The 23703-nt window shown below is 38.1% G+C and carries 28 protein-coding genes and 1 riboswitch; of the genes, 7 read left to right on the top strand and 21 right to left on the bottom strand.

The genetic code is table 11. The features are described from left to right. Positions 1-87: 87 nt before the first annotated feature. Positions 88-3432, bottom strand: a complete 3345-nt coding sequence (gene dnaE / locus N784_RS01845; RefSeq protein ID WP_036831452.1) for a DNA polymerase III subunit alpha — start codon at positions 3430-3432, stop codon at positions 88-90. 154 nt (positions 3433-3586) lie between these two features. On the opposite strand from dnaE, the gene N784_RS01850 reads away from it, so the two are divergent. The 3 genes from N784_RS01850 to N784_RS01860 all read left to right on the top strand — a co-directional run bounded on the left by N784_RS01850 (position 3587) and on the right by N784_RS01860 (position 4733). Then, positions 3587-3919, top strand: coding sequence for a YtrH family sporulation protein (locus N784_RS01850; protein WP_036831455.1), 333 nt, complete (start codon positions 3587-3589; stop codon positions 3917-3919). Continuing rightward, positions 3919-4434, top strand: a complete 516-nt coding sequence (gene ytrI / locus N784_RS01855; RefSeq protein WP_036831458.1) for a sporulation membrane protein YtrI — start codon at positions 3919-3921, stop codon at positions 4432-4434. Before N784_RS01850 ends, ytrI begins: the two co-directional genes overlap by 1 nt. A 113-nt stretch (positions 4435-4547) precedes the next feature. Next, complete coding sequence (locus N784_RS01860) at positions 4548-4733, top strand: hypothetical protein (RefSeq protein ID WP_332307834.1); 186 nt, start codon at positions 4548-4550, stop codon at positions 4731-4733. A 55-nt stretch (positions 4734-4788) separates the two neighbouring features. On the opposite strand, the gene N784_RS01865 is transcribed toward N784_RS01860, so the two are convergent. Next, positions 4789-5745, bottom strand: a complete 957-nt coding sequence (locus N784_RS01865; protein ID WP_036831463.1) for a DHH family phosphoesterase — start codon at positions 5743-5745, stop codon at positions 4789-4791. Positions 5746-5853: 108 nt separating this feature from the next. On the opposite strand from N784_RS01865, the gene N784_RS01870 reads away from it, so the two are divergent. After that, positions 5854-6156: a YtpI family protein gene (locus N784_RS01870; protein WP_036831465.1), complete on the top strand. Its 303-nt coding sequence runs from the start codon at positions 5854-5856 to the stop codon at positions 6154-6156. A 51-nt stretch (positions 6157-6207) separates the two neighbouring features. Here the strand turns inward: N784_RS01870 and N784_RS01875 are convergent, their stop codons facing one another. Together N784_RS01875 and N784_RS01880 are read right to left on the bottom strand one after the other, a co-directional pair. Further along, a complete protein-coding gene (locus tag N784_RS01875) occupies positions 6208-7521 on the bottom strand; it encodes a DRTGG domain-containing protein (RefSeq protein ID WP_036831468.1) in 1314 nt (437 codons plus the stop codon). Positions 7522-7612: 91 nt separating this feature from the next. Next, the gene (locus tag N784_RS01880) at positions 7613-7843 is read right to left on the bottom strand and encodes a hypothetical protein (RefSeq protein WP_036831471.1); all 231 of its coding nucleotides are present in this window, start codon (positions 7841-7843) and stop codon (positions 7613-7615) included. Between the two features lie 229 nt (positions 7844-8072). Between N784_RS01880 and N784_RS01885 the strand changes: the two genes are divergently transcribed. Both N784_RS01885 and thiD read left to right on the top strand, forming a co-directional pair. Then, positions 8073-8972 (top strand): vanadium-dependent haloperoxidase, encoded by a 900-nt coding sequence (locus N784_RS01885; protein ID WP_036831474.1) that lies wholly within the window; start codon positions 8073-8075, stop codon positions 8970-8972. Positions 8973-9160: 188 nt separating this feature from the next. Further along, a complete protein-coding gene (gene thiD / locus N784_RS01890; protein WP_052127078.1) occupies positions 9161-9985 on the top strand; it encodes a bifunctional hydroxymethylpyrimidine kinase/phosphomethylpyrimidine kinase in 825 nt (274 codons plus the stop codon). A 90-nt stretch (positions 9986-10075) separates the two neighbouring features. On the opposite strand, the gene N784_RS01895 is transcribed toward thiD, so the two are convergent. The 8 genes from N784_RS01895 to N784_RS16510 form a co-directional block, all read right to left on the bottom strand. Beyond that, on the bottom strand, positions 10076-11623 hold the full coding sequence (locus tag N784_RS01895; RefSeq protein WP_036831476.1) for a polyamine aminopropyltransferase: 1548 nt from the start codon (positions 11621-11623) through the stop codon (positions 10076-10078). Between the two features lie 64 nt (positions 11624-11687). After that, positions 11688-12083: a DUF350 domain-containing protein gene (locus tag N784_RS01900; RefSeq protein WP_036831478.1), complete on the bottom strand. Its 396-nt coding sequence runs from the start codon at positions 12081-12083 to the stop codon at positions 11688-11690. A 20-nt stretch (positions 12084-12103) separates the two neighbouring features. Then, entirely contained in the window at positions 12104-12757 is a 654-nt protein-coding gene (locus tag N784_RS01905; protein WP_052127079.1) for an outer membrane protein assembly factor BamD, read from the bottom strand. A 94-nt stretch (positions 12758-12851) separates the two neighbouring features. Then, positions 12852-13520 (bottom strand): PspA/IM30 family protein, encoded by a 669-nt coding sequence (locus tag N784_RS01910; protein WP_036831481.1) that lies wholly within the window; start codon positions 13518-13520, stop codon positions 12852-12854. A 14-nt stretch (positions 13521-13534) separates the two neighbouring features. Beyond that, complete coding sequence (locus tag N784_RS01915) at positions 13535-14047, bottom strand: DUF4178 domain-containing protein (protein ID WP_036831483.1); 513 nt, start codon at positions 14045-14047, stop codon at positions 13535-13537. A gap of 160 nt (positions 14048-14207) precedes the next feature. Further along, positions 14208-15323 carry an alanine dehydrogenase gene (gene ald, locus N784_RS01920; protein WP_036831484.1) on the bottom strand — a complete coding sequence of 372 codons (1116 nt, stop codon included), beginning with the start codon at positions 15321-15323 and terminating at the stop codon, positions 14208-14210. 48 nt (positions 15324-15371) lie between these two features. Continuing rightward, positions 15372-16139, bottom strand: coding sequence for an SDR family oxidoreductase (locus N784_RS01925; RefSeq protein WP_052127080.1), 768 nt, complete (start codon positions 16137-16139; stop codon positions 15372-15374). 206 nt (positions 16140-16345) lie between these two features. Continuing rightward, entirely contained in the window at positions 16346-16486 is a 141-nt protein-coding gene (locus N784_RS16510; RefSeq protein ID WP_156965146.1) for a hypothetical protein, read from the bottom strand. Between the two features lie 119 nt (positions 16487-16605). Here N784_RS16510 and N784_RS01930 point away from each other — a divergent pair, with 119 nt between their 5' ends. After that, complete coding sequence (locus N784_RS01930; protein WP_036831485.1) at positions 16606-17052, top strand: universal stress protein; 447 nt, start codon at positions 16606-16608, stop codon at positions 17050-17052. A 54-nt stretch (positions 17053-17106) separates the two neighbouring features. Here N784_RS01930 and N784_RS01935 read toward each other — a convergent pair whose 3' ends face one another. The 9 genes from N784_RS01935 to N784_RS01970 all read right to left on the bottom strand — a co-directional run bounded on the left by N784_RS01935 (position 17107) and on the right by N784_RS01970 (position 23638). Continuing rightward, positions 17107-17448 carry a helix-turn-helix domain-containing protein gene (locus tag N784_RS01935; RefSeq protein WP_036831487.1) on the bottom strand — a complete coding sequence of 114 codons (342 nt, stop codon included), beginning with the start codon at positions 17446-17448 and terminating at the stop codon, positions 17107-17109. Positions 17449-17511: 63 nt separating this feature from the next. Then, a complete protein-coding gene (locus N784_RS16515) occupies positions 17512-17673 on the bottom strand; it encodes an anti-repressor SinI family protein (RefSeq protein ID WP_232305954.1) in 162 nt (53 codons plus the stop codon). Positions 17674-17698: 25 nt separating this feature from the next. After that, positions 17699-17785: riboswitch (cyclic di-GMP riboswitch) on the bottom strand. 105 nt (positions 17786-17890) lie between these two features. Then, positions 17891-18397, bottom strand: a complete 507-nt coding sequence (locus N784_RS01940) for a MogA/MoaB family molybdenum cofactor biosynthesis protein (protein ID WP_036831489.1) — start codon at positions 18395-18397, stop codon at positions 17891-17893. Next, positions 18390-19223, bottom strand: a complete 834-nt coding sequence (locus N784_RS01945; protein WP_332307836.1) for an EcsC family protein — start codon at positions 19221-19223, stop codon at positions 18390-18392. Before N784_RS01945 ends, N784_RS01940 begins: the two co-directional genes overlap by 8 nt. A gap of 228 nt (positions 19224-19451) precedes the next feature. Continuing rightward, on the bottom strand, positions 19452-20648 hold the full coding sequence (locus N784_RS01950; RefSeq protein WP_036831492.1) for an acetate kinase: 1197 nt from the start codon (positions 20646-20648) through the stop codon (positions 19452-19454). Between the two features lie 127 nt (positions 20649-20775). Next, positions 20776-21762 carry a class I SAM-dependent methyltransferase gene (locus N784_RS01955; protein ID WP_036831496.1) on the bottom strand — a complete coding sequence of 329 codons (987 nt, stop codon included), beginning with the start codon at positions 21760-21762 and terminating at the stop codon, positions 20776-20778. A gap of 141 nt (positions 21763-21903) precedes the next feature. After that, positions 21904-22404 (bottom strand): thiol peroxidase, encoded by a 501-nt coding sequence (gene tpx / locus N784_RS01960; protein WP_036831499.1) that lies wholly within the window; start codon positions 22402-22404, stop codon positions 21904-21906. A gap of 108 nt (positions 22405-22512) precedes the next feature. Further along, positions 22513-22962, bottom strand: coding sequence for a GerW family sporulation protein (ytfJ, locus tag N784_RS01965; protein ID WP_036831502.1), 450 nt, complete (start codon positions 22960-22962; stop codon positions 22513-22515). A 22-nt stretch (positions 22963-22984) separates the two neighbouring features. After that, complete coding sequence (locus N784_RS01970; protein WP_036831504.1) at positions 22985-23638, bottom strand: DUF2953 domain-containing protein; 654 nt, start codon at positions 23636-23638, stop codon at positions 22985-22987. Positions 23639-23703: the final 65 nt, after the last annotated feature.

The following is a 23703-nucleotide window of genomic DNA, read 5'->3' on the forward strand; positions in this document are numbered from 1 at the left end:
CCACTAATCTATTACATTATATCAAATCGCTTTTTCATGTAAAGTCCTTATTCGAACCTTCTACACACTTAAAGGTTACATTTCCTATTATTTCAAAACCACTCTATTTTCCCCTAACAATTGCTTAAATTGCTCAAGCGCTTCTTCCGTCGGATTAATAGAAAATGATTGACTTAATTGAAACGTCTCTTTCTTGTGTGGAAAGTGAACAATAATCGGTACTGAACCAGCATATTTCTTAGCCAATTGTTTCATTTGATGCAACTTCTCTTCTTGTACGGATTCATCATCGATTTTTACAAACAGACGTTCTGTTACTACTTCTTGTAATACATCTTTGTCAAAAGGCATGATTGTATGAACAATCCACTGCATACTTCCTCTACGTTCCTCTAGTTTACCTTCAATAAACACAAGCATTTCTTCCGTTAGCCAGCTACGAATCCCCCGGAATGCTTCAGGAAATAAAACCCCTTCTATTTCTCCTCCTTCATCACTAAACGTTGCAAACGCCATTGGGTCTCCTCTTTTCGTCCGAATTACTTTCAATTCTTGAACGACAACGGCTGCTTTTAATTTCCTCTTCATTGTAGAGTGGGAAGCAGCTTGTAAAGACGTGTATCCATTAAAACGAAGTTGATTGCGAAACGTTGCTAACGGGTGGGAAGAAACGTAAAAACCTAGTACTTCCTTCTCTAAAGAAAGCTGCTTTAATTGATCAAAAGGTTCCGTCGATACGTAATGAGCATCTAAGCTGATATCATGAGGAAAGAACGACTCTTGCCCCTGCATATCACTAAATAGTTCACCTTGTTCTATTGCTTGTTGGAGACTCGCTAACAAAGAAGCTCGATTTTGATACATTTCATCAAAGCATCCAGCTAATACTAACGACTCCATTACAGAACGGTTCACAATTTGTAACGGAACGCGACGACAAAACTCAAATAAATTGCGAAATGGTTTGTCTTTTCGTACTTGTATCATTTGATGAACGGCTGCTTTACTTATCCCTTTTATAGCTGATAGACCCATCCTTATATTCCCATCTTCTACAGTAAATCTCTCATAACTAAAATTAATGGATGGAGGCAAAATAGTTATTCCTAATTCCTTCGCCTCTTTAATATAACTAGCCATCTTGTCATGAGAAGCACTGCTCATTAATTGAGTCATGAAATAAGCTGGATAATGAGCTTTTAAATAGGCAAGCTGATAAGAAATCATACTATAAGCTACAGCATGACTTCGGTTAAAACCATAATTAGAAAAGCGTACAATCCATTCAAATAATTGCTCTCCTACTTCCCTTTCATACCCATTATTCACGCAACCTGTTATAAACGATTGCCGTTGAGCATTCATCACATCTTGATGCTTCTTACTTACTGCTCTCCTTAATACATCTGCTTGCCCAAGAGACATACCAGCAACTTTATTAGCAATTTGCATAATTTGTTCTTGATATACCAACACCCCATACGTTTTATTAAGGATGGGCTCTAGGTCTGGGTGGGGATAAGTAACCATTTCTTTCCCATGCTTTCTTTTTATATACGTTGGAATATATTCCATCGGTCCCGGTCGATACAGCGCATTAACGGCAACAATATCCTCGAAATGAGTTGGGCGAAGGCGTTCAAGCACATCCTTCATCCCCTTTGATTCTAATTGAAATATTCCTGTTGTTTTACCACTACGTAATAAAGTAAATGTTCGTTCATCCGTCATGTCGTCCTGTGAAAAAGAAATCGTTTTTCCTTCTTGTTCATAAATCGCTTTTGTTATTCGTTCCATCAACGTAAGGTTACGCAAACCGAGAAAATCCATTTTTAGTAAACCAATTGCTTCTAACTCAGACATCGCATATTGCGTTAACGGTACACCATCATGTCCAGAAGTTAGCGGCACGTGTGTTATTAATGGATCTTTACTAATAATAACTCCTGCTGCATGTGTGGATGCATGGCGTGGTAATCCTTCTAATTTCGTAGCTAGTTTAAACAAGAATTGCATGTCAGAAGATTGTTGAATATAAGACTTCAGTTCAGAAGATTCTTGCACGATTGCAACAATAGATTGAGATATAGTTTGTGGAATGAATTTCAACACATAGCTTATTTCTTGTTGATCTATTCCCATCACTTTCGCTAATTCACGTAAGATAGAACGAGGGCCGAACGTTCCGAATGTAATAATTTGAGCCACATGTTCGGGTCCGTATTTGTCCTTTACATATTGAATAACTTGATCTCGTTTCACATCAGAAAAGTCAATATCAATATCAGGCATCGTTACTCGTTCCGGGTTAAGGAAACGTTCAAACAATAAATCATACCGAATTGGATCAACATCTGTAATCCCTAATAAATATGCAACTAAAGAACCTGCTGCTGAGCCTCGTCCGGGACCTGTAACGATTTGTTGTTGCTTTGCATAGCGTATAAAATCCCATACAATCAAAAAATAATCGCTAAACTGCATTTGTTCGATCATGCGTAACTCATAAGCGAGCCGGTCCTTTACTTGCTCATTTAAAGCACTATACCTACGTCTTAACCCTTTATAGCACAACTGCCTCAAATATTCAGAAGCACTGATTCCCTCTGGAACTGGATATTCAGGTAACATCGTCTGTTGAAAGTCAAGCTTTACATGGCATCGGTTAGCAATCGCACTAGCTTGGCGCAAAGAGCTTGGCGCCCAATCACCAAACAACTGATTCATCTCGTCATTCGTTCGTAAATGTCGATTCTTCCCTGTCTTATCTTCTATTTGCTGTGACCATTTCTTTTGTTCACGAATACTTTGCAAACAATCATAAGCTATTGCATCTTCTTCTCGCAAATACCGAACGTCGTTAATAGCCACAAACGGAAGCGTGTGAATCAAGTTCACCTGTTCAATCGTTGCCAGTACACGCCTCTGCTTCTCTATCCCATAATCCGCTAATCCAATATAGAAGTCATCTGTAGCAAAGTAGGATTGCCACTCTTTCACTTGTTCATGGAAAGTAGTCATATCATTTTGTATGCAATAGTTCTCTAAATAAGACTCGTATAAAGGAAGAATACCAATACACCCTTGAGCATACTTCTCAACATCGTGCTTACGTATATAATCCGTTGTAGATTGCAAGACACTACTTAGACGCAGTAAATTGTGATATCCTCGTTGATTCTTTGCAAGCAATAACAGCTCATTCACTTGACCCTCTGCTATTTCCACATATGCCGTCAGCCCTAGAATCGGTTTAATTCCATAAGCTTGACACGTTTGATAAAAAGAGATTGCTCCATGCATGACGCCTTCATCTGTTAATGCCAAAGCTGTAAACCCTTTTTGTTTAGCGGTAGCAACCAGTTTCTCAATTGTATTGGTACTTTTCATAAAGCTGTATCCACTTCGTACCTGTAAATGAACAAACTCCATATCTATTCCCGCCTCATCATTAGTTTCATCCTCTATTATAGCTTACTATGCAATAGATAGAAAAACACACACTTGGCCCTATGTCATATAGAAGCATACCTCCTCATACATTTAACTATACGGACAAGTGTTTCAATTGAAAGGGTGACCTTATATGGAAGAACGTTTTTTTGTAACCGTTTTTCAATATTACTTTATTGCTCTCGGCGTTATGATTGGCGGAACATTAATTGGTAGCATCGGTGCATTTGCAGCTGGTGAAGCTCCTTTCACATATATAAGTCGCCTTGCCAAAAGCTTGCGAATATGGGCCATTGTCGCTGCAATCGGTGGAACATTTGATGCAATATCTACCTTTGAGCGAGGACTCTCAGATGGTTCTACTCTCGATATATTTAAACAAATTGTTTGCATCATTTCTGCTATGGGAGGCGTACAAACAGCATTACTCATTATTGAATGGTTAATTCAGGAGGAGATTACTTAATGCACATTCCTCCCTATTACAAAAAAAAAGAATGGCAACGATTTCTCGCCGGAGTTTTTATCGGCGGAGTAATGGCCTATTGTGTTTTTCTATTCATGTACGGCACCCATATGGAAAGATGGATTGAAGAAAATATGGAACTACGAGGTACCATCTCTGATTTAGAAAATCAAAACAGTCTACTGACACAAGACAAAAAAGAATTAAATGACCAAAAGAAAAAAGTCATTAAGGTTCAGGATCTTGAAATTGTTTTTTTAAACGAAAAAAAATTATTAAGACAAAATAAAATGGATCGACTCACTGTTTATAAATTACGTAATTTAGCTAAAGAACAATTGCCTGACGTTATTGGAAAGGATATTAAAGGGCTCTCAGACAATGCTAGTCTATTATATACAGCCATCGAAGCCAAAACGTATACAATAGATTCCTTAACTTATGAACTGAAGGTAGAACGCTTAATCATGACACAAAACGTCGTCGTTATGATTACGATTCACCCAACTACGTAAAAAATGTACAATTTGTGAAAAATTCAGAAAATAGTGGTACTACTTCGCTTTTTTGTATAAAATAGAAATGAACCAAAGTCTAAAGGAAAAGGGGTGAGTGTATTATGTTAATCATGAATAGAAGAAGATTGTTAGAGGATAAACTGAATCGTATCGCTAACGGTCAAACAGCATATGCCGAATCAGCAGAACTCATCCGATTATTAAAACGTGAAATTAAAAAACGCAATCTAGCCGTTTATATGGACGAAACTGATAGCGGATGCTGGTTTATACCAACTCATAAACAAGCACAATAATTTCCGCACAAAAAAACGTCTAAATGTGACCACTAGACGTTTTTTTGTGTCTTTTTTACTTCCTTACATAATCGATAGTTACTTGCTCTAAATCAGCTACAAGCTGCTCCATCTCTTCCTTTGAATAAACCGTTGCACCAGACGCTCTTGGATGGCCACCACCATTATACTTAGCCGCAACGTTATGAATCGCCGGACCTTTAGAACGAAGCCGTACTCTAATTTGCTCATCTTCCTCTACAAAAATCGCCCACGTCAACATACCTTCTACTTCTCCTAAAAGGCCTACTACGGCAGAAGTTTGTGACGGAGTAACGTGAAACTGTTCTAACGTCTCTTTCGTTAATTTCACAGTACTTACTCCAGCTGAAGAAATGGTGAAATTTTGCAAAATATACCCTTTTAATCGTGCAATTGCCGGGCTTGTTTTGTACATACCGTCATATAAAGCCGTTCGATCAAAATCATATGTAGCTAAGTCTGCTGCAATTTGTAACGTACGAGCAGTTGAACTAGGGAACAGGAATCTACCTGTATCACCGACAATTCCTGCATATAACAAGCGAGCTACTTGCGCTGACATCACATAATTGTAGCCATATTCTTTCGATGCTTCATACAATTCATATACCATTTCTGATGTGGAGCTAGCATTTGTATTCACCCATTGAATATCACCATAATCATCAACATCAGGGTGGTGGTCTAATTTAATTAATGCTGCACCTAGTGAATAACGCTGGTCGCTAATTCGAGCCTGATTCGCTGTATCACAAACAATGACTAAAGCGTTCGCGTACATTTCTTCTGTCACATCATCCATTTGCGCTAAAAATGTTAAACGCTCATCTTCTTCCCCAACGACATACACTTTCTTATCTACATAAGTATCCTTAATCATATGAGCTAACCCAGATTGAGAACCGAGTGCATCCGGATCAGGACGTACATGACGATGAATAATAACTGTTTCATACTGTTGAATAGATTGTAAAATAGATTGTATAGACATAACAGAACTCCTTTAATGTATTCTTTTCATTGAATTGCTGGCGAAATGAACCAATAATCGGTACAATAGATAACGTTACAGTTCATAATAATGAAAAGGTGATAATAAATGGTACTCTTTCCTATCGCAATAGTGCTTTCCATTACGATTTATTTATACTTCAAAGTAGCAATTTTACGAAAAAGCGACCCATTGGAACAACGGTACGCTAATTCTAAAGCGAGAGTTGCACTCGGCATATTCATTATCACATTTGGTATTAATCAATATGCCTTTTATCAAACCAAATTAGCACTTTATATTAGCATTATTTTTATCGCTTTAGGGATTCTTCAGCTCGTATATGGATTTAAAACTACATCCTTTTATGGGAAACAACTAAAAGAACGAGCAAATGAAATCAATGACTAACATAGCACGTTTGGAGCCTGATTCACATTCACAGGCTCTTTTTATTGAATTTTATCGATCAATTATTTGCGCCATAATCATCGCTTTACCAACTATATTCCCTTCCCCGTACACTTCAACATCTATTTTAGCTATTTTCCTACCTACTTCTAAAATGCGTGGCTTAATCACTAGTTGACTTTCGAGTTGGACAGGTTTAATAAAATATACGGATAAATTCTCAACGACTAAATCACCCTTTTTATTTTGATGAATATATCGACTACCTGCTCCTACAACGATTGAAGTAAATACCCCATATGATAACGTACCTAATTGATTCGTCATCTGTGGTGTCACTTCTGTTTCATACACGATTTCATTGTGCTCATCTACAGACTCCATTAATTGACTTGTCGCTAAATCATCAATCTTTTCCCCAATTTGTGGTTGGCGTTGTAATTGTTGCAGTGCTTTTAATACATCTTGCCTAGAAATAACACCAATCAACTTCTGATTCATATCCACAACAGGCATCACCTCAATACCTTCCCAAACCATAATATGCGCTGCATTGGCTAAAGAAGTTTTTGCATGAACCGTCATTGGCTTCTTCGTCATCACTTTATCTACAATTAAATCACGATCTTCCCCAATAATATCCTTCGCTGTCACTATACCGACTACTCGCATTTGATGGTCTACAACAGGGTATCGATTGTGCATCGTTTCTTCGTTTAATTGGTACCATACATCAATTAAATCACCTACTTGAAGATAAAATGACTGCTCTAGTGGAGTATAAATATCTCCAACTAATACAATCTCCTTCTTAATCATTTGATCGTATATAGCTCGATTAATCATCGTCGCAACTGTAAAGGAATCATAGCTAGAAGAAATAATTGGAAGCTCTTTTTCGTCAGCTAGCCGCTTAACATGCTCATCCGTATCAAAACCACCTGTTATTAATACAGCCGCTCCCTCTTGGAGAGCTAACTCATGAGCATTGGTTCTATTCCCAACAATAAGCAACGATCCAGCCTCTGTGTAGCGCATCATCGCATCTAATTTCATTGCTCCAATGACGAACTTATTTAACGTTTTGTGTAAACCAGCCTTTCCACCTAACACTTGTCCTTCCACAATATTTACGATTTCTGCAAATGTTAATCGTTCAATATTATCTTTCTTCTTCCGCTCAATTCGGATCGTACCTACACGTTCAATCGTACTAACAAGACCTTGATTTTCCGCTTCTTTAATAGCTCGGTATGCTGTCCCTTCACTTACTTCTAGTGCCTTTGCAATACCACGAACAGAAATTTTGCTACCAATTGATAAAGAGTCTATATGATTTAGAATTTGTTCATGCTTTGTTGCCACTTCATTCACCTTACTTTCTAATCGGACCTGTACTAGTCATTTTCCTACCTAGTGTTATTATACAGATGAATGAAAGTTGCTTCAATTTTCTCTACACAGATTGTTGTCTTTTCTTTAATTTTCTTTCTTCTTCTAAAGCTGGTTGTCTTGATATACGAAGCAAGTCGGCTAAATTCGCTCCTACTACAAATAAGAAGAACACCAGCCATCCAAGCCAGAAATAAGAAGCTACTTGTTCCCCCTGTACTTGTATATAAGGCCACGCCATATATAACAAAAAAAACGCCAATAACAATCGCAACACGGAATATTGTTTTTCCACCTTACAACCCCTCTCCTACTACTATTTGTACTCAATATATGATTTCTACACATGCTTCATGCCCATTTTAAAATCAGTTAGCACCCTCCTCTAGCACTATTCTCCTTTTGCTGGAAAAGAAATATTACTACCAACGGGTTTACGTAATTTCATTTTATGGGGAAGTGTCTATACACGCCTCTTAATTCATACATAGAATGACACATCTATACTTTATGAAGGTGATGCAATGAGCAAGAGGAAATATTACGCATTTAAATCATGGCCCAAACTGCCTTATGCAGGGGAATTTCACCCTCCTACTAATGCTGAAACCCCGCTCTCCGGTTCTTGGAGTACGTATTATATTCAGCATAATGATAAAGGGGGGTTTTCTACTCTAGATGGAAAACCGATTAAACTAAAAATCCTTCATGCTAACAAGGTAAATTGGCATGCTCAACTACCAAAAGTACAACGAGTATTAAAAAACATCTCCAAAAACGAAAAGACCATTGCAAAATATTGGGGCACAGGTCCCGCTACGAAACAATGGACACCAATCGCTGATATTCTTATTGATACGTACGGAGTGGAGGCACCTCGAGCAGGTAGAATGTTGGCAGCATTAAATGCCGGACTAAATGACGCTTTTGTCGTGTCTTGGTATTTAAAATTCAAATGGCTTGTAGCTCGACCAAACCAACTTGATGATGAACTTGTTACGGTTCTTTGTACCCCAAGACACCCTACGTATCCCTCAGGTCATGCAGCAGTTGCTGGAGCAGCAGAAGTCATTCTAAGTTATTTTTTTCCTGGTGAAAAAGAAAAACTTCGTCAATTAGCCAATGAATGTGCGCAATCTCGGTTGTATGCTGGTGTGCATTTCCCAATTGATAATGATGAAGGACTAAAACTAGGAAAACAAATCGGGCAAATCGTTGTTGACACATTACAGACAGAGCGAAACGCAGATGGGCACCCTATCGATCAACCGTTTACGTGTAATAAGGATGCTAACCTAATTCCACCTCCTTATGAGCAAGCTATTCCATTTGATTTTGATACAGAATGTCAATCCCTTGTAGAAGGAAATCAAACCTCCTTCCAACACAATCATCATGTACCTAAACCTAAATTATTTTGGTAACGTGGCCTAAGACAAGGCTTCTTTTTTTTGAGCAAAAAAACTACTGTTTAAAATTTTTTTAATAAACATACTAGAAAACGTTCACATTTGATATAATTAAAAGTATTTCAGTTTGAGATTTCTACAAAAATCGTTAAGATAGGAAATAGTTCTACAAATAAAGAGAGTAGTTGGAAGGGGAATATTAAATGAGAAAAAAAGTACTTACAATCGCTGGTTCAGACAGCAGTGGTGGGGCAGGTATTCAGGCAGACTTAAAAACATTTCATGAGCATGGCGTTTATGGAATTTCTTCTTTAACAACAGTTGTCGCAATGGATCCAGATAACGGATGGGCACATAACGTCTTTCCAATGGAACTTCACACTGTAAAGGAACAATTAAAGACCGCCATCTCCTTAAATATTAATGCACTTAAAACAGGGATGCTTGGTTCCCCTGATATTATTACAGCAGCTGCAGAGGTCATCGATCAAGCAAATATCCCAGTCGTTATTGATCCGGTTATGGTATGTAAAGGGGAAGACGATGTACTCCACCCTGAGAACCTAGAAAGCCTTCGTAAAACACTCGTACCAAGGGCAACGATTACAACGCCTAACCTTTTCGAAGCTGCTAAACTAGCTGGTTATCGTCTTATTACAACTGTTGAAGAACTAGAAAACGCAGCCAAAATCATTCACGAATCTGGTGCGCAGCATGTATTGATTAAAGCAGGCAAACTTGTTGACGATACTAAAGCAACAGATCTTCTTTATGATGGTGAGCAGTTCCATTACATCCAAACGGACAACGTGAACACGTCATACGTCCATGGTGCAGGCTGTTCTTATTCTGCTGCCATTACAGCAGAAATAGCAAATGGCAAGTCCGTTATAGAAGCTGTTACATCAGCAAAAGCCTTTATCACTAGCGCTGTTAAGGAAGGTTTTCCATTGAATCAATATGTAGGACCTGTCTATCAAAAAGCCATTCATAAAGAAGCAATCAACGTAAAAGTCACAACAAAATAACGACTGTATACAGGACCAGTTAATGAGGACGAATTGTTCTTACTCACTGGTTCCTGTTTTTTTATGAAGTACTTTACCTTTATACCCTATTTAATAATTTATCCAATCTCGTTCATACTTTTGAATGAGATGCGGATCAATAAGCGTATTCGGCTTTATCTCTACTGCTTTCCCCTTCTCCATTATGTGACTATCTTCATCTTTGCCGAAATACGTTAAGCTAGAAATCATGTCCTCTGTTAAAAAGTTCGTATTAACTGTTAATTCAAGCTGTTCAGGACGTATTCGCTGTTTACTACCTAATACAAATCCCCAGTTACCAAAACTAGGAACATCGATATGGAATTGTTCTGTATATAAGCCTGTTGCAGCGATTGTTTCTACTATCGTCCAATAAGAAGAAGTAGCAAAGACAGGACTAGTCGCTTGCACCATCATTGCCCCACCTGGTGTTAAGTGGTTGCGAAGTAAAGAGTAAAATTCTTGAGTATAGAGTTTATTTAAACTTTCATTATTGGGATCAGGAAGGTCAGAAATAATAACATCATACTTATCCGATGTTTGTTCCATAAATTCAAATGCATCTTCGTGATATACGTTTACTTTATCGTTTTGCAACGAGGCTTCATTTATTTGCAGTAGATGATGATTCTCATTCGCTAACTCCACCATTCGAGGGTCTAAATCAACAAGTGTAACGGATTCTAGCTGTGGGTACTTTAATAATTCACGTACAGCTAGCCCGTCCCCTCCACCTAGAACTAATACGTGCTTTGGTTCAACAGCTTGCGCCATCGGAATATGAATGAGCGTTTCATGGTAACGATGTTCATCAGAAGAGCTAAATTGCAACGCACCATTCAAATAAAGTCTCGTATCACCTTGTTCCTTCGTTAACACAATACGTTGGTAAGCCGTATCTTCCATATGAATAATAGGGTCCTCATACAGCCGTTTTTCAAAGGAGTATGCCTGTGCTTCTCCAAATAAAACACCCCATGTTAAACTAATTCCAATAAGCACTCCCACTGTTGCATACGTTTTGACATACTTCAATTCTCTTCTGAATAACCATAATACCGTTAAAGCAACGGTTAAATTGATGCATCCTACAACAAAAGCGCTCTGCACCATTCCCATTTGAGGACGAAGCAAATAAACAAATAGCAAGCCCCCAATTAAACCACCTGCATAGTCAGAAAACAACACTCTCGCCGTACTCTTATTTAACTCTACTCCTAATTCATTAGCTTTACGAATCAATATGGGCAACTCTACACCTGTTAATGCACCAACTACAAAGGTAATGCTGTATAAATAAAGGGCATCTGCTCCTCCTGAAGCAAAAGCGGTAACCCCAAACATCGTTAAGCTAGAAAATCCACCAACAAAAGCGACAGCGAATTCGACTACTATAAACGCACCTAGCAAATTCTTCGTAACACGTTCACTTAAAGACGCACCGACGCCCATTCCAGTCAGAAATAACGAAATCGTCAATGTATACTGTTTTACACCATCACCTAATATGTAAGAGCCTAGAGCTCCAAATAAAACTTCGAATATAATACCGCAAATAGATACAATTCCTGAGGCCCAATATATTGTCTTACTTTTCTGTGCCGCGTCTAACTTCAACCCAATCACTCCGTAACCAAAAGATTAAATCCTGCCACTAAGGTAGCAGGACTTACACGAATACTTACGTTATAGAAGCTCCAATGACAAAAGCAAGCCCGATTGAAACACCTAACGAAACAACCCCGACAGCTACATTATTTTTGCTTAACTGCTCTTCAACAGAGAAAGAACGAGTCAACATTTCAAATATTAAGTAAGCAACTAGCTGCAATACAAGCCCGATCGTACCCCATATTAAAGTATCTACTAGCTCTAAAGAATTGTAGATAGCAAAGGATAAAATAATACATATACCAATAATTTTACCTGTTATGGATAAAGCAACAGCCGTATTCCCATTTTTAATTTCATCCCAATCTTTATACTTTCTCGTTACATTTTCAAATAGGAACAGTCCAATGACTACTACTACTATGGCTACTACAAAGTATAATAATGTTAATAACAATGGTCCCATACCTCTTCACTCCTTGTTCATTATTTTCCAGAACTAGGTCCTCCACCACGAACCGTAGACGAACCTCCTCTTATACCACCTGACTTAGATGGGGAAAGATATTTACCGCTTGAATACCCTCCGTAACAATCACCACTTACACAAGATTTCGAGCGTTTCTTATGCCAATCATCTACATCCAACACATCATCTAATAGCCATAAAGCAAATAGGCCATTAAAATAATTTGGCGAGTAATTGTCGCGCACAAATCGATCTGAAGCTACTTCAATAAATACCGTATCACTATCTTGTTCACTCTGTTGAAACGTAATAAAGTAACTTGGATATATAATAGCTTTCTTGCCATCTACTGAATCACTTTCATGCTCTGGTGGGAACATATTTGTAATGAGTGCTGATACTTCGTCTATTGTAAACCGCTTCGTAGCATAAATGACAGAAGCTTCATTATTTTCCCCTTCTACAGTATCAACTAATGGGAACACTTGATTTACTAAATCCTCTGCATCTTTATAATTTCCTTCTTCTATCTGTTGTTCAATCGATGCTTTCGTAGGTTCTTCAGGAAATTCATATACTCCATCCGTATAAGCCTCTCCTGACGATTGACTACAACTAACTAAAAATAGTGCTAGCAAACATAGAAAAGGGTATATAGCAAACTTCTTCAACGGTGCTGACCTCCTTTCTGATTACCGAAAAGACAACAAAAGGATTGGTCACCCACAACTAGGTCGACCAATCACCATTGCCTCGTGACATTCGTTACTCTTTCCCTAACTTCTTTTTCAAAGCTGCTAATTCGTCATCTACGCCATCTTTCTCAAGTGCCGCAAACTCATCATCAAGCGTTCGACTAGATTCTGATAAATCTTCACTTGTTTCAGCTTCTGCTTCATATTGCATTACTTTTTCTTCCATACGTTCAAATCCACGTTTAGATTCATCATTACTAATGCCTGACATGGTGCGATTCATTTTCGTACGTGTTTTGGCGGACTCTGCACGTGCTTTTAACGAATCCTTCTTTAATTTCATTTCTTGGTATTCTTTTTTCATTTCGTCTAATTTCTGGCGTAGGTTACGCGAATCTGTCAACGCTCGGTCATAAGACTCTTTTAGCACTGTTGCTTGCTCTTCTTGATTCTTCTTATCTTGTAACGCTCGACGTGCTAAATCTTCATCCCCTGCTTCAATTGCTTTTTCAGCTTGCTGCTGGCGCTTATCTACAAGCGCTTGTGCATCATCATACTTACGCTTTAACATTTTCTCATTAGCAATTTGCTTCGCTACCGCACTCTCTGCTTCACGAATATCTGCTTCCATATCACGCATAAATTGATCCAACATCTTCACCGGATCTTCCGCTTTATCTAGCATAGAGTTTAATTCTGAATTAACAACTGTTCCAATACGTTTGAAAAATTTAAACATATCTTTCTCCTCCTTTAATTTGAACCTGCCAATATACTAATCTCAAATTCTTCAATCGGATAGCCTTTACTTACTTCTATATCAGAACCCCATTTCTCTACACTTAGAAAATGGTCTTCCTCTTCATTACAGTAATCCGCATATTGAATAGTCTGGCCATTTACATTCTCACTTCTGCCTTCTCCTCTAATATGGGCTTTACCTGATTCATCTAAATAATATGTCCTACCATTGTGTTGCACTTTATTCGGGTAAGGTTCTGAAATAGGCATCGTGATACTTTCATAAATACCGAGTTCTAACTCCTCATCCATTTCAGCAGACAACCATATCGACTTTCTACCTTCTAGAAGTTGATACGCATACCACTTGTAAGATCCGTCTTGATACGTAATCTTTCCCACTACTTCATAATCCATTAAATCATAAGTGACAACATCACCGAGTTGGATCGTTAATGGTGTACGTTCTTTCACCTTTGGTACATCCTTTTGCTGCTTAGAAAATAATTTAGAAAATAACCCCATTTAGTCACCTCTTTTCATAACAACTTTGTGCTTATCATGTAATACGATTTAAACAGACGTAATGTTTCAAATTTATCATGCTTTTCTAAAATAGAATAGAAAATCAACTATTCTTAACAAAAAATAAACGTTTTTATCTTTCATCCACTACAACGTATGCTTATTGAAGGAACGACTGCACATCTCGATATGGTAAATCATGTGCTTCTGCAACCGCTTGAAATGTTACAGAGCCATCTAATGTATTGATGCCCTTACATAAGCTTTCATTTTGTAAGCACGCTTGTACATATCCTTTATTCGCCAACTGCAAAGCATACGGTACCGTTACATTCGTTAATCCTATCGTAGATGTTCTTGGAACAGCACCAGGCATATTCGCAACCGCATAATGCAGTACATCATGCTTCACATATGTCGGATCATCATGCGTTGTAATTCGGTCTGTCGTTGCAAAGATTCCACCTTGGTCAATCGCGACATCTACAATTACAGAGCCTTTCTTCATTTGTTTCACCATATCCTCAGTTACTAATTTAGGCGCTTTAGCACCAGGAATCAGTACAGCACCAATAACTAAATCAGACTCCTCCAGAAGTTCGGCAATGGTTAACGGATTCGACATCATTGTATTAATGCTCGCTCCGAATATATCATCCAATTCTCGTAATCGTCTGGCATTCAAATCAACAATGGTCACATCAGCACCTAATCCCATCGCAATTTTTGCTGCGTTCGTTCCTACGACACCTCCACCAATAACTGTTACTCGCCCTCGACGCACACCAGGAATACCACCTAACAAAATGCCTTTTCCACCTCGTAACTTCTCTAGAAATTGTGCACCAATTTGTGAAGCCATACGGCCAGCTACTTCGCTCATTGGGGTTAATAGTGGTAAAGAACCATTCGAAAGTTGCACCGTTTCATACGCAATGCCAATTACTTTACGCTCCATTAGTGCTTTCGTTAATTCCGGTTCTGCAGCCAAATGAAGATACGTAAATAAAATTAATCCTTCGCGGAAATAATCATATTCCTCTGGCAACGGCTCTTTCACTTTCATGACCATCTCTTGATTCCACGCATCTTCTGCAGTAGAAACAACACTAGCACCTGCCTGCACATATTCTTCATTCGTAAATCCAGAACCTTCTCCTGCTCCTTGCTCTATGAATACTTGATGCCCTGCCTGTATGAATGCTGTCACACCTGCTGGGGTAATAGCCACTCGGTTTTCATTGTTTTTGATTTCTTTCGGTATTCCTATGTTCATCCATTTCCTACCTCCTTATAAAATGAGCGTCTCCTCGTAAATATAAAGCTACTTATGAATACGATGCTTATGAATTACATCAACGCCACCTGTCACCTCGATAACAGAACCAGTAACCATATCTGACTGTTCCTGGCAGAGAAAGAGAATCGTTCTAGATATATCCTCCCCTGTTCCAGGCCTGCCAATCGGTGTTTCTGGATCAATTTCTTGACGACTTTCTAAAATGGTTCGCTCTTTCCATTCCCCTACTATCTTTCCTGGACAAATCATATTAACTGTTATTCCGTTTTCCGCCTCTTCTAATGCTACCGTTTTCGTCAACGATACTAATCCTGTTTTAGCAGCGGCGAAGGCCGAGCGATAAATCCAACCAGGTGCTTGATTCGCATCTTGAAATCCGTAATGAATAATACGGCCAAATTGTTGTTTTCTCATAATAGGTATTACCATTTTCAACAAATAAAATGCAGCATCTAAATTACCTCTGATCATCGCGTCCCATTCATCAACGGAATAATCCATCAATTTCTTACGTTCAAATATATATGGACCTGCATTATTCACGAGAACATCTATGCGACCAAACGCCTCCATCGCTTGATTTACGAGTCGTTTTAAATCCGCTGGGTTAGTCACATCTGCTTGAACACATTGAATGCGATGTTGATCATCCGGGAACTGTTCCATTAATGTTTGAGCTTTTTGTTTATCCTTCCGATAAGAAATGGTAACGGAATAACCTGCTTCTATAAATTGTTCTGTTACTTTTCGTCCTAATCCTTTCGATCCTGCAGTAATAATTGCGTGCTGCATAAGTACCTCCTTTAAACCGTTCATCGTAAAATGTATGTGCATTGTATTTATTATCTTCATTTTCCCACACGAATGCCTTTGTTTCTTCTAGCAACAGCTCCTATCTCTACTTTACTATATATACGACAAATGATTCATCCATTACGTTCTTTATACATAAAGAAAGCCACTCTCCCTTATAAGAAAGACTGGCTCCTTTGTGTCTATTATGAATGTTTGCTACGGTCTTTCGGTTGATGTGCTACTTGATCAATAACACCGCTTTGGTAACTCTCCGATAGTTGTTGAGCAATAATTTGTTCACCTTCAGGTTCATATTGTAAGCCTGTTTGTTTTTTAGGTTCCATACTCTAAACACCTCCTATCGTTAGTGTGTCACAAAACTTTCTAAAACTACTTCTCATCTTTTTCCATGAAAGCCCTTTATCATGTTATAATAGAGAAAAATTGAAGGGAGAGAGTCCATATGCCATTTGAATATAAGAAGATTGTTATAGCTGTAGATGGTTCTGAAGCTTCTGAACATGCTTTTGAGAAAGCCATTGATATTGCATTACGTAACAAAGCAAAATTGTTTATATCTCATGTAGTGGATACTCGAGCGTTTGCTACAGTTGAAGCTTATGATCGCTCTTTAGCAGAAAGAGCAGAGAACTACGCAACAGAATTGTTAACTAGATATCAACAAAAGGCGAAAGAAGAAGGATTACAGGAAGTTCAGGTGGATATAGAATATGGTTCTCCGAAAGTAAAGATTGCAAAAGAAGTTGCGCCTAAATTTGAAGCAGATTTAATCATTTGTGGTGCAACTGGTTTAAACGCTGTTGAACGATTTTTCATCGGTAGCGTATCTGAACACATTACTCGCTATGCTAGTTGTGATGTACTAGTCATTCGTCCTGAGCGAGAATAGATTCTATCGTAAAAAGGAGAAGCTCGCATTCGTGAGCTTCTCCTTTTATGTAAGTCATTCAGTAATGTCATGCTTTTCTTGTTGTAAACGCCATTTATTATACTCTAGAAATTCTTTAAATTGTTCTTTCGAAACACCCGAATCTTGGGCATCTTTGATCAGTTCTATCCAATCTTCATCTAATGATGTTTCTTGTTCATCGTCCCCTAACAACAGTTGCTCCACCGAAACGTGCAAGACAGATGAAATTTTCTCCAAGAATTGGATAGAAGGATTTTGTTGTAAATTTCGTTCTATAGAACTTAAATAAGATTTAGCCACTCCTGCTCGATCAGCTAATTCTGTTAATGACAGCTTTCTTTCTTGCCTTAAGGACTTAATTTGTTCACCTATCATGGCTATCACCTTCTTCCTGAAAAGAAGTATACCACATTTCCACAATAGGTTACACATACGATATTATGATAAACACTTATATGCTAGCAATTCTCCCCTCTCTGCTTCTTTTAACGTAAGAAAAGAAGCTATTTCCTTTACCGTTAATCCCATCGCTTTCGCCTCTATCATTAATCGAACCCACTCTTCGTCCACACCGTTTCTTAGTTCTATTCCTTCTCTCAATTGTAGTCCCTCCACACTGAGATTTTCAGGTAGACCAGCCATCCTAGCATTTTCATGCGTTAGATCTGCATCTTTGCGTCCTAATCTTTCAATTAGTTTGCCTTTTTCTGAGTTTATTAATTACATTATACAAAAAATTAATTAAAAAATTTGTTATAATTTGTATATAAAATAATTTTATATTTTTTGTAGGCTTAGAATGATTAGAAGAGAAAGATTACTTATTCAATTCACGAACTACATGACATAACTCTGGTAAAATCAACTTATTCATTGCAAGCCTTACTGCACCGCTAGAACCTGGGGTCGTAAAAATAGCTGTTTCTCTACAGCTTCCAGCAATCGCCCTTGATAAAATGGCTGCAGAACCAATGTCTTCGGTATAACTTAACATACGAAACAATTCACCAAATCCCGTCATTTCTTTATCTAACATAGGAGCTACAGTTTCAATCGTTACATCCCGTTTCGAAATACCAGTCCCACCATTTATTAAAATAGCTTCTATGTTCGAATCATCACACCCCGCTTGAATACATGTACGTATGGATTGTTGTTCATCTGGGACAATTTCATAACCGGCTACGAAATGCCCAGCTGATGTTAGCATTTCTTGCATAAGTTGACCGCTTTTATCGGTTTGCTTCTCCCTAGTATCACTTACCGTAATCACCTTACAAACAATACTTTGTTTAGCTAAACGTTTATGCTCTTGCTCAGACATAACGAAAATTCTCCTCTTCTATTAAATAACGATATTGATAAAAACGAAGCGCAAATTCGGTTACTTGGCGCGTTAATCGATAATTAAGCGTTGCCCCTATTGCCATACTAATTACCGGCAATCCTTGAATCCATTTTTTTCTAAACATGAAAATAGATAATGACTTCAAGCACTGTTTCATCGGTTGCTCGAACCATTTTTCATCTGTCAAGTCGTCTGTTCCTTCATACATAAACGGGGACGAATAATGAGTCAATTCTTGTTTTAATGCATCCCACCCTTGCTTTTGCAAGCGTTTTGGTAAAGTAGCTACATGAAACAATTTCAAAGAAAGCATCATTTCATACGGATGATTCACTTCATGGCCGAACGTTAAGCCAATTAACTGCACTGCACGTAAATTAAGGACAACCATTAATGGAAAATCCGCTCCGAGAAGCAAATAACCACCTGTACCAGTTAAACCTCCTTGTGCAAGCGAATACACCTTCCCCTTGGCAACGTGCTGCTGTGCAATATAGGTTAATTGATCCACTGTCAACTGTTTCATATGAGCAATTTCTACAATGCTGCGATCAAAAATACGACCACTTACCAAAATACGCTCTCTTGCTTCATTTTGAAAAGCAGCTCCTTGAAGATAGGCATGAATATGAAATAGAATTTGATCCATTTGACGAAAAAGCTTCTTTCTTTTTCTTGGATTCATTTGATGAAATCCCTGTTGTAACCAACGGTCATAAGCTATTTCAAAATCATTAGGTTGATAATCTATCCATTGCTGTTCCCAATGTTTTATGGCATCATATACACTTTGTTCACTCACGTAAATGCCTCCCCAACACAATCTATGCGGCATAGCGACTAGATATGACATTCCCTTTTATTGGATGGAATAGATTACATCACAAAATATAATGCGGACAGCTTCTTTCCTATTTTCTATCTTTATTGTACTACATTGAGGAGACATTTTTTTGCACGCCTTGAATAATTTTTTAGCTCATAAAAAAAGACTATCGATTGTTGATCGATAGTCTCTTTTTGAGTTCGTTTAGTTATTTTCGTCGATTAGACGCACTGTATCACGTGCAATCATAACTTCTTCATTCGTTGGGATCACCATTACTTTAACTGGAGAGTGTGGGTAGCTAATGAACGCTTCTTTGCCACGTGTTTGGTTAAGAGATGGATCCCAGTATACGCCCATAAACTCTAGACCTTTAAGTACACGTTCGCGAATAGCTGTACTATTTTCACCTACACCTGCAGTAAAGACAATTGCATCTACTCCATGCATACGAGCTGCATAAGAACCAATGTATTTGTGAATACGATCAGCAAATACTTGTAATGCTAATTCAGCACGCTCATCTCCTTGTTCTGCTTTCTCTTCAATGTCACGAAGATCACTAGAGAAACCAGAAAGAGCAAGCATTCCACTTTCTTTGTTCAGAACGTGAATTACTTCTTCTGCGGACTTACCTGTTTTCTCCATAATGTAAGGAATTAAAGCTGGGTCAATGTTACCTGAACGAGTTCCCATTGTTACCCCTGCTAGTGGTGTGAAGCCCATAGATGTGTCTACAGATTTGCCACCTTCAATCGCTGCGATACTTGCACCGTTACCTAAGTGACAGGAAAGAATGCGCATTTGATCTAATGGGCGATTAACCATTTCCGCCGCACGCTGGGAAACATACTTATGAGATGTACCATGGAAACCGTACTTACGAATACCATAATCCTCATAATAGTCATATGGAAGGCTATATAAGTATGATTGTTCTGGCATCGACTGGTGGAATGCAGTATCAAATACTACTACTGCTGGTACATTCGGTAAAATTTGTTGGAATGCGCGAATACCAGTTAGGTTCGCTGGGTTGTGCAATGGTGCTAATTCAGATACTTCTTCAATTTCTTTCATTACTTCTTCTGTTACAAGTGCAGAATCACTGAAACGCTCTCCACCATGTACGACACGGTGACCGATTCCTTCAATTTCATCTAAAGATTGAACAATTCCTGTACTTGTTAGCTTGTCTACTAAAATTTCAACAGCTCTTTGGTGATTTGGAATATCTGTTACCATTTTATCTTTCTCGCCATTTACCTCGATAGTGAAAATAGCGTTATCCAAACCGATACGTTCTACCAAACCTTTTGTTACTACTTCTTCTGCCGGCATTTCGATTAGTTGAAACTTTAGTGATGAACTACCCGCATTAATTGATAAAATTTTGCTCACTTTTTTTCATCCCCTTACTGACTTAAGTTACTAGTTACCATTATTCATTTAAACACCCGTTGTGATTGTTTTCAAGACAATATATAATATTTCACAAAATCGTGTTAAAATCTTTATTTTCATAAAATTAAAACGCTCTATATTCGTTAAACCATTTGTTAATTTTTATCACAATATCGTTCATCGCCCGCGCATTGGAGAAAGATGGTAAAGAAACGATTAATGCTTCCTTCGGTGGTTTTGTATGTTCAGCTTTTTTCTGAACAATGAAGATGCTTTTGCCAAACCGTTCATTCTTAAACATAGAGTCAGGTAATTGTAACACTCCTACTATGTGTGTATGTTGCTGTAGATATACATGTAATTGTTCGGCTTGATCCCCTTCGAATAAAAAGTTAGGAATAAGAAATAGTCCATATCCACCTGGTTTCATATAATTCACACTTTGTTCTATTAAAAGGTGGTGCGAATAAGAATGGCCTGATTGTGCTTTTAATTGGTATCCTTCTGCTTGTGTATCATTTGGATAATAGCCTACCGGTAAATCGGCAATAACACTATCTACCGGCTCCAATAGAAACGGCTGCAGACTATCTTGATGGAAAAGTTCAATCTCTGTTTGTTGCAAATTCGCATTCATTAACGAAAGCTCTAATAACGTGCGATCTACGTCACTTCCATATGCTTCAACTGGCTTATCTAATTGATTGATGACTGCCGTTAGTAGATTTGCCGTACCTGTAACAGGATCAAATAAGCGAATGCCTTCCTTCTTTGGTACTACCTTTTCTAACAAGTATCCCATAAATATAGCAACAGAGTCAGGTGTAATGTAATGCTGCTGTTGTGTGTACCCTTTCATCGCCTTTAAAATAGCTAGTTGGATAGCCTTTCTTATTTCTTCCTTTGTATATTCATCAAGCGATATGACCTTAAGTTTATCGGTTAATGCACTTCGAACACCATCACTATGTTGTTCAGGTATTGCTTGTTCAAATAATATACTCCCCGCTAATGGAAGTAATTCTATATAAGGATAGTCGATATCTTTGCTTATGATTGTAACAACTTCATCTAACCACGTATATAATTGCTCCGTTTTCGATGCTTCCACGTCTTACTCCTCCTATCGAAACTATAACTTTATCTATTCTAGCAAATGTACATTCTTTTTACCAAGGAAGAAGGAATGAAAGGTATGTATGAAGAGAAATTAAAGAAGCCCGGCTGCTAGAACCGGACCAAAGTGGGACGTTTATTTTGCTTGTTTTGCAGCTTGAAGTGCGGCATCATAATTCGGATGATTGGTTGCCTCTGGTACGTATTCAACATAAACAATCTCATCGTTACTGTCTACTACGAATACAGCACGTGCAAGTAAGCGCAGCTCTTGAATGAGCACGCCAAATGCTTCACCAAACGAGGCATCACGGTGATCAGATAATGTATCTACTTTATCAACCCCATTCGCTCCACACCAACGGGCTTGTGCAAAAGGAAGATCCATACTAACCGTTAACACATTGACGTTCTCTAGTTTATCTGCCTCTTCATTAAATTTACGAGTCTGTGCATCACATACCCCAGTATCAATGGAAGGTACGACACTGATTAACTTTACGTTTCCTTTGTAATCACGTAAGGAAACTTCGGATAAATCATTTGCTAACACTGTGAATTGTGGAGCTTTGTCCCCTACCTTTACTTCATTTCCTAGTAGTGTCACTTGGTTTCCTTTAAACGTTACGTTAGCCATGTTTTAAACATCCTCCCCGATTATTTTACTTAATAATCGACAGCTTTTAAAAAACTGCCACTATTTCTTATTATGAAGGCATGCTTTTAACTTGTCTAATCATAACCTTTACCATGTATAATCTTCTTTTGTTTGTTCGTTTGGTGATGAAACATTTTGCTTGGCTTGCTGTCCCTTTTTATCAAATGCTTCTTGTATTTTCTCCACTGCTTGCGGTGCTAAATCTAGCAATCGTTCATAAATGTGCGTACTCTCATCTAGATGAATCATCTTGACACCTGTGGATTTATTGACAATTAAAAATGCCATTGGTGTAATGGAAACGCCACCACCACTACCTCCACCAAAAGGTAATTCGCTATTCGATTCATCCAACTGCTTCATCTGAAATTCACTACCGCCTGCTGCAAAGCCAAACCCCACCTTCGATACAGTAATAATTAACGTACTACCATCAGGAGTTTCAACTGGATCACCTATAATCGTATTAACATCAATCATATCTTTCAAATTTTCCATCGCTGTCGTCATCAAACCTTGAATAGGATGCTCTGCCATTGGGCACTCTCCTTTCTCTCGTTTAAGCTATATTCTTGGACCACTTTGGAATTCTTCCTCGTGTGTGCCGAGCGATTTGAAACAGTGCGACAATAGCTTTGCCAAAACGAAAGGAAATCATACATTCTAATCTCGTTTGAGAGTGCTTCTCTTGAAAGGAAGGTATAATTTGCACGGAAGGTTTTGTATTCAATTCCATGAAATGAGATAGAATTCCAACTACTGTTCCTTTGATGGACCACATAATACCACAAATCATTCCTGTATTACTGGCATCGGATGTTCCAAATTCCGTTTTCCACTGTAGTGTATGAATGGTAACATTAGACAAAAAACGGGAGACGATTGTATGCAAGCCAACTACATTTTGCACAAATTGACGGACTTCTTGTAACTGATGAATTAATTCTTTTGGTGTGTATGACTTCTCGTGCTCGGCTGTTTTTCCTTCTGTAGATGTTTGCTCTTTCGTCTTTATGGCCATATGTTCTTTATCTATTGCTACTAATGGTATCTCTTTCTTATATCGTAGATAGCGTAAAAAGCGAACTTCTATTTTTATATAATCTTGGTCTTGATGATGTAACAATAAAAAGGTAATAATAACTTTACTCCAAACAAAGAGAAAATAAATACTCACTATTCCAATCGTTAAGAAAACCAGAATATACCACATTATATGCCTCCTCCTTGCCATCATCATGGGCAATTATGACAACTTCTAAACGCTTGGTATAACAA

It is taken from the genome of Pontibacillus litoralis JSM 072002 (genome assembly GCF_000775615.1).
Classification (GTDB): domain Bacteria; phylum Bacillota; class Bacilli; order Bacillales; family BH030062; genus Pontibacillus; species Pontibacillus litoralis.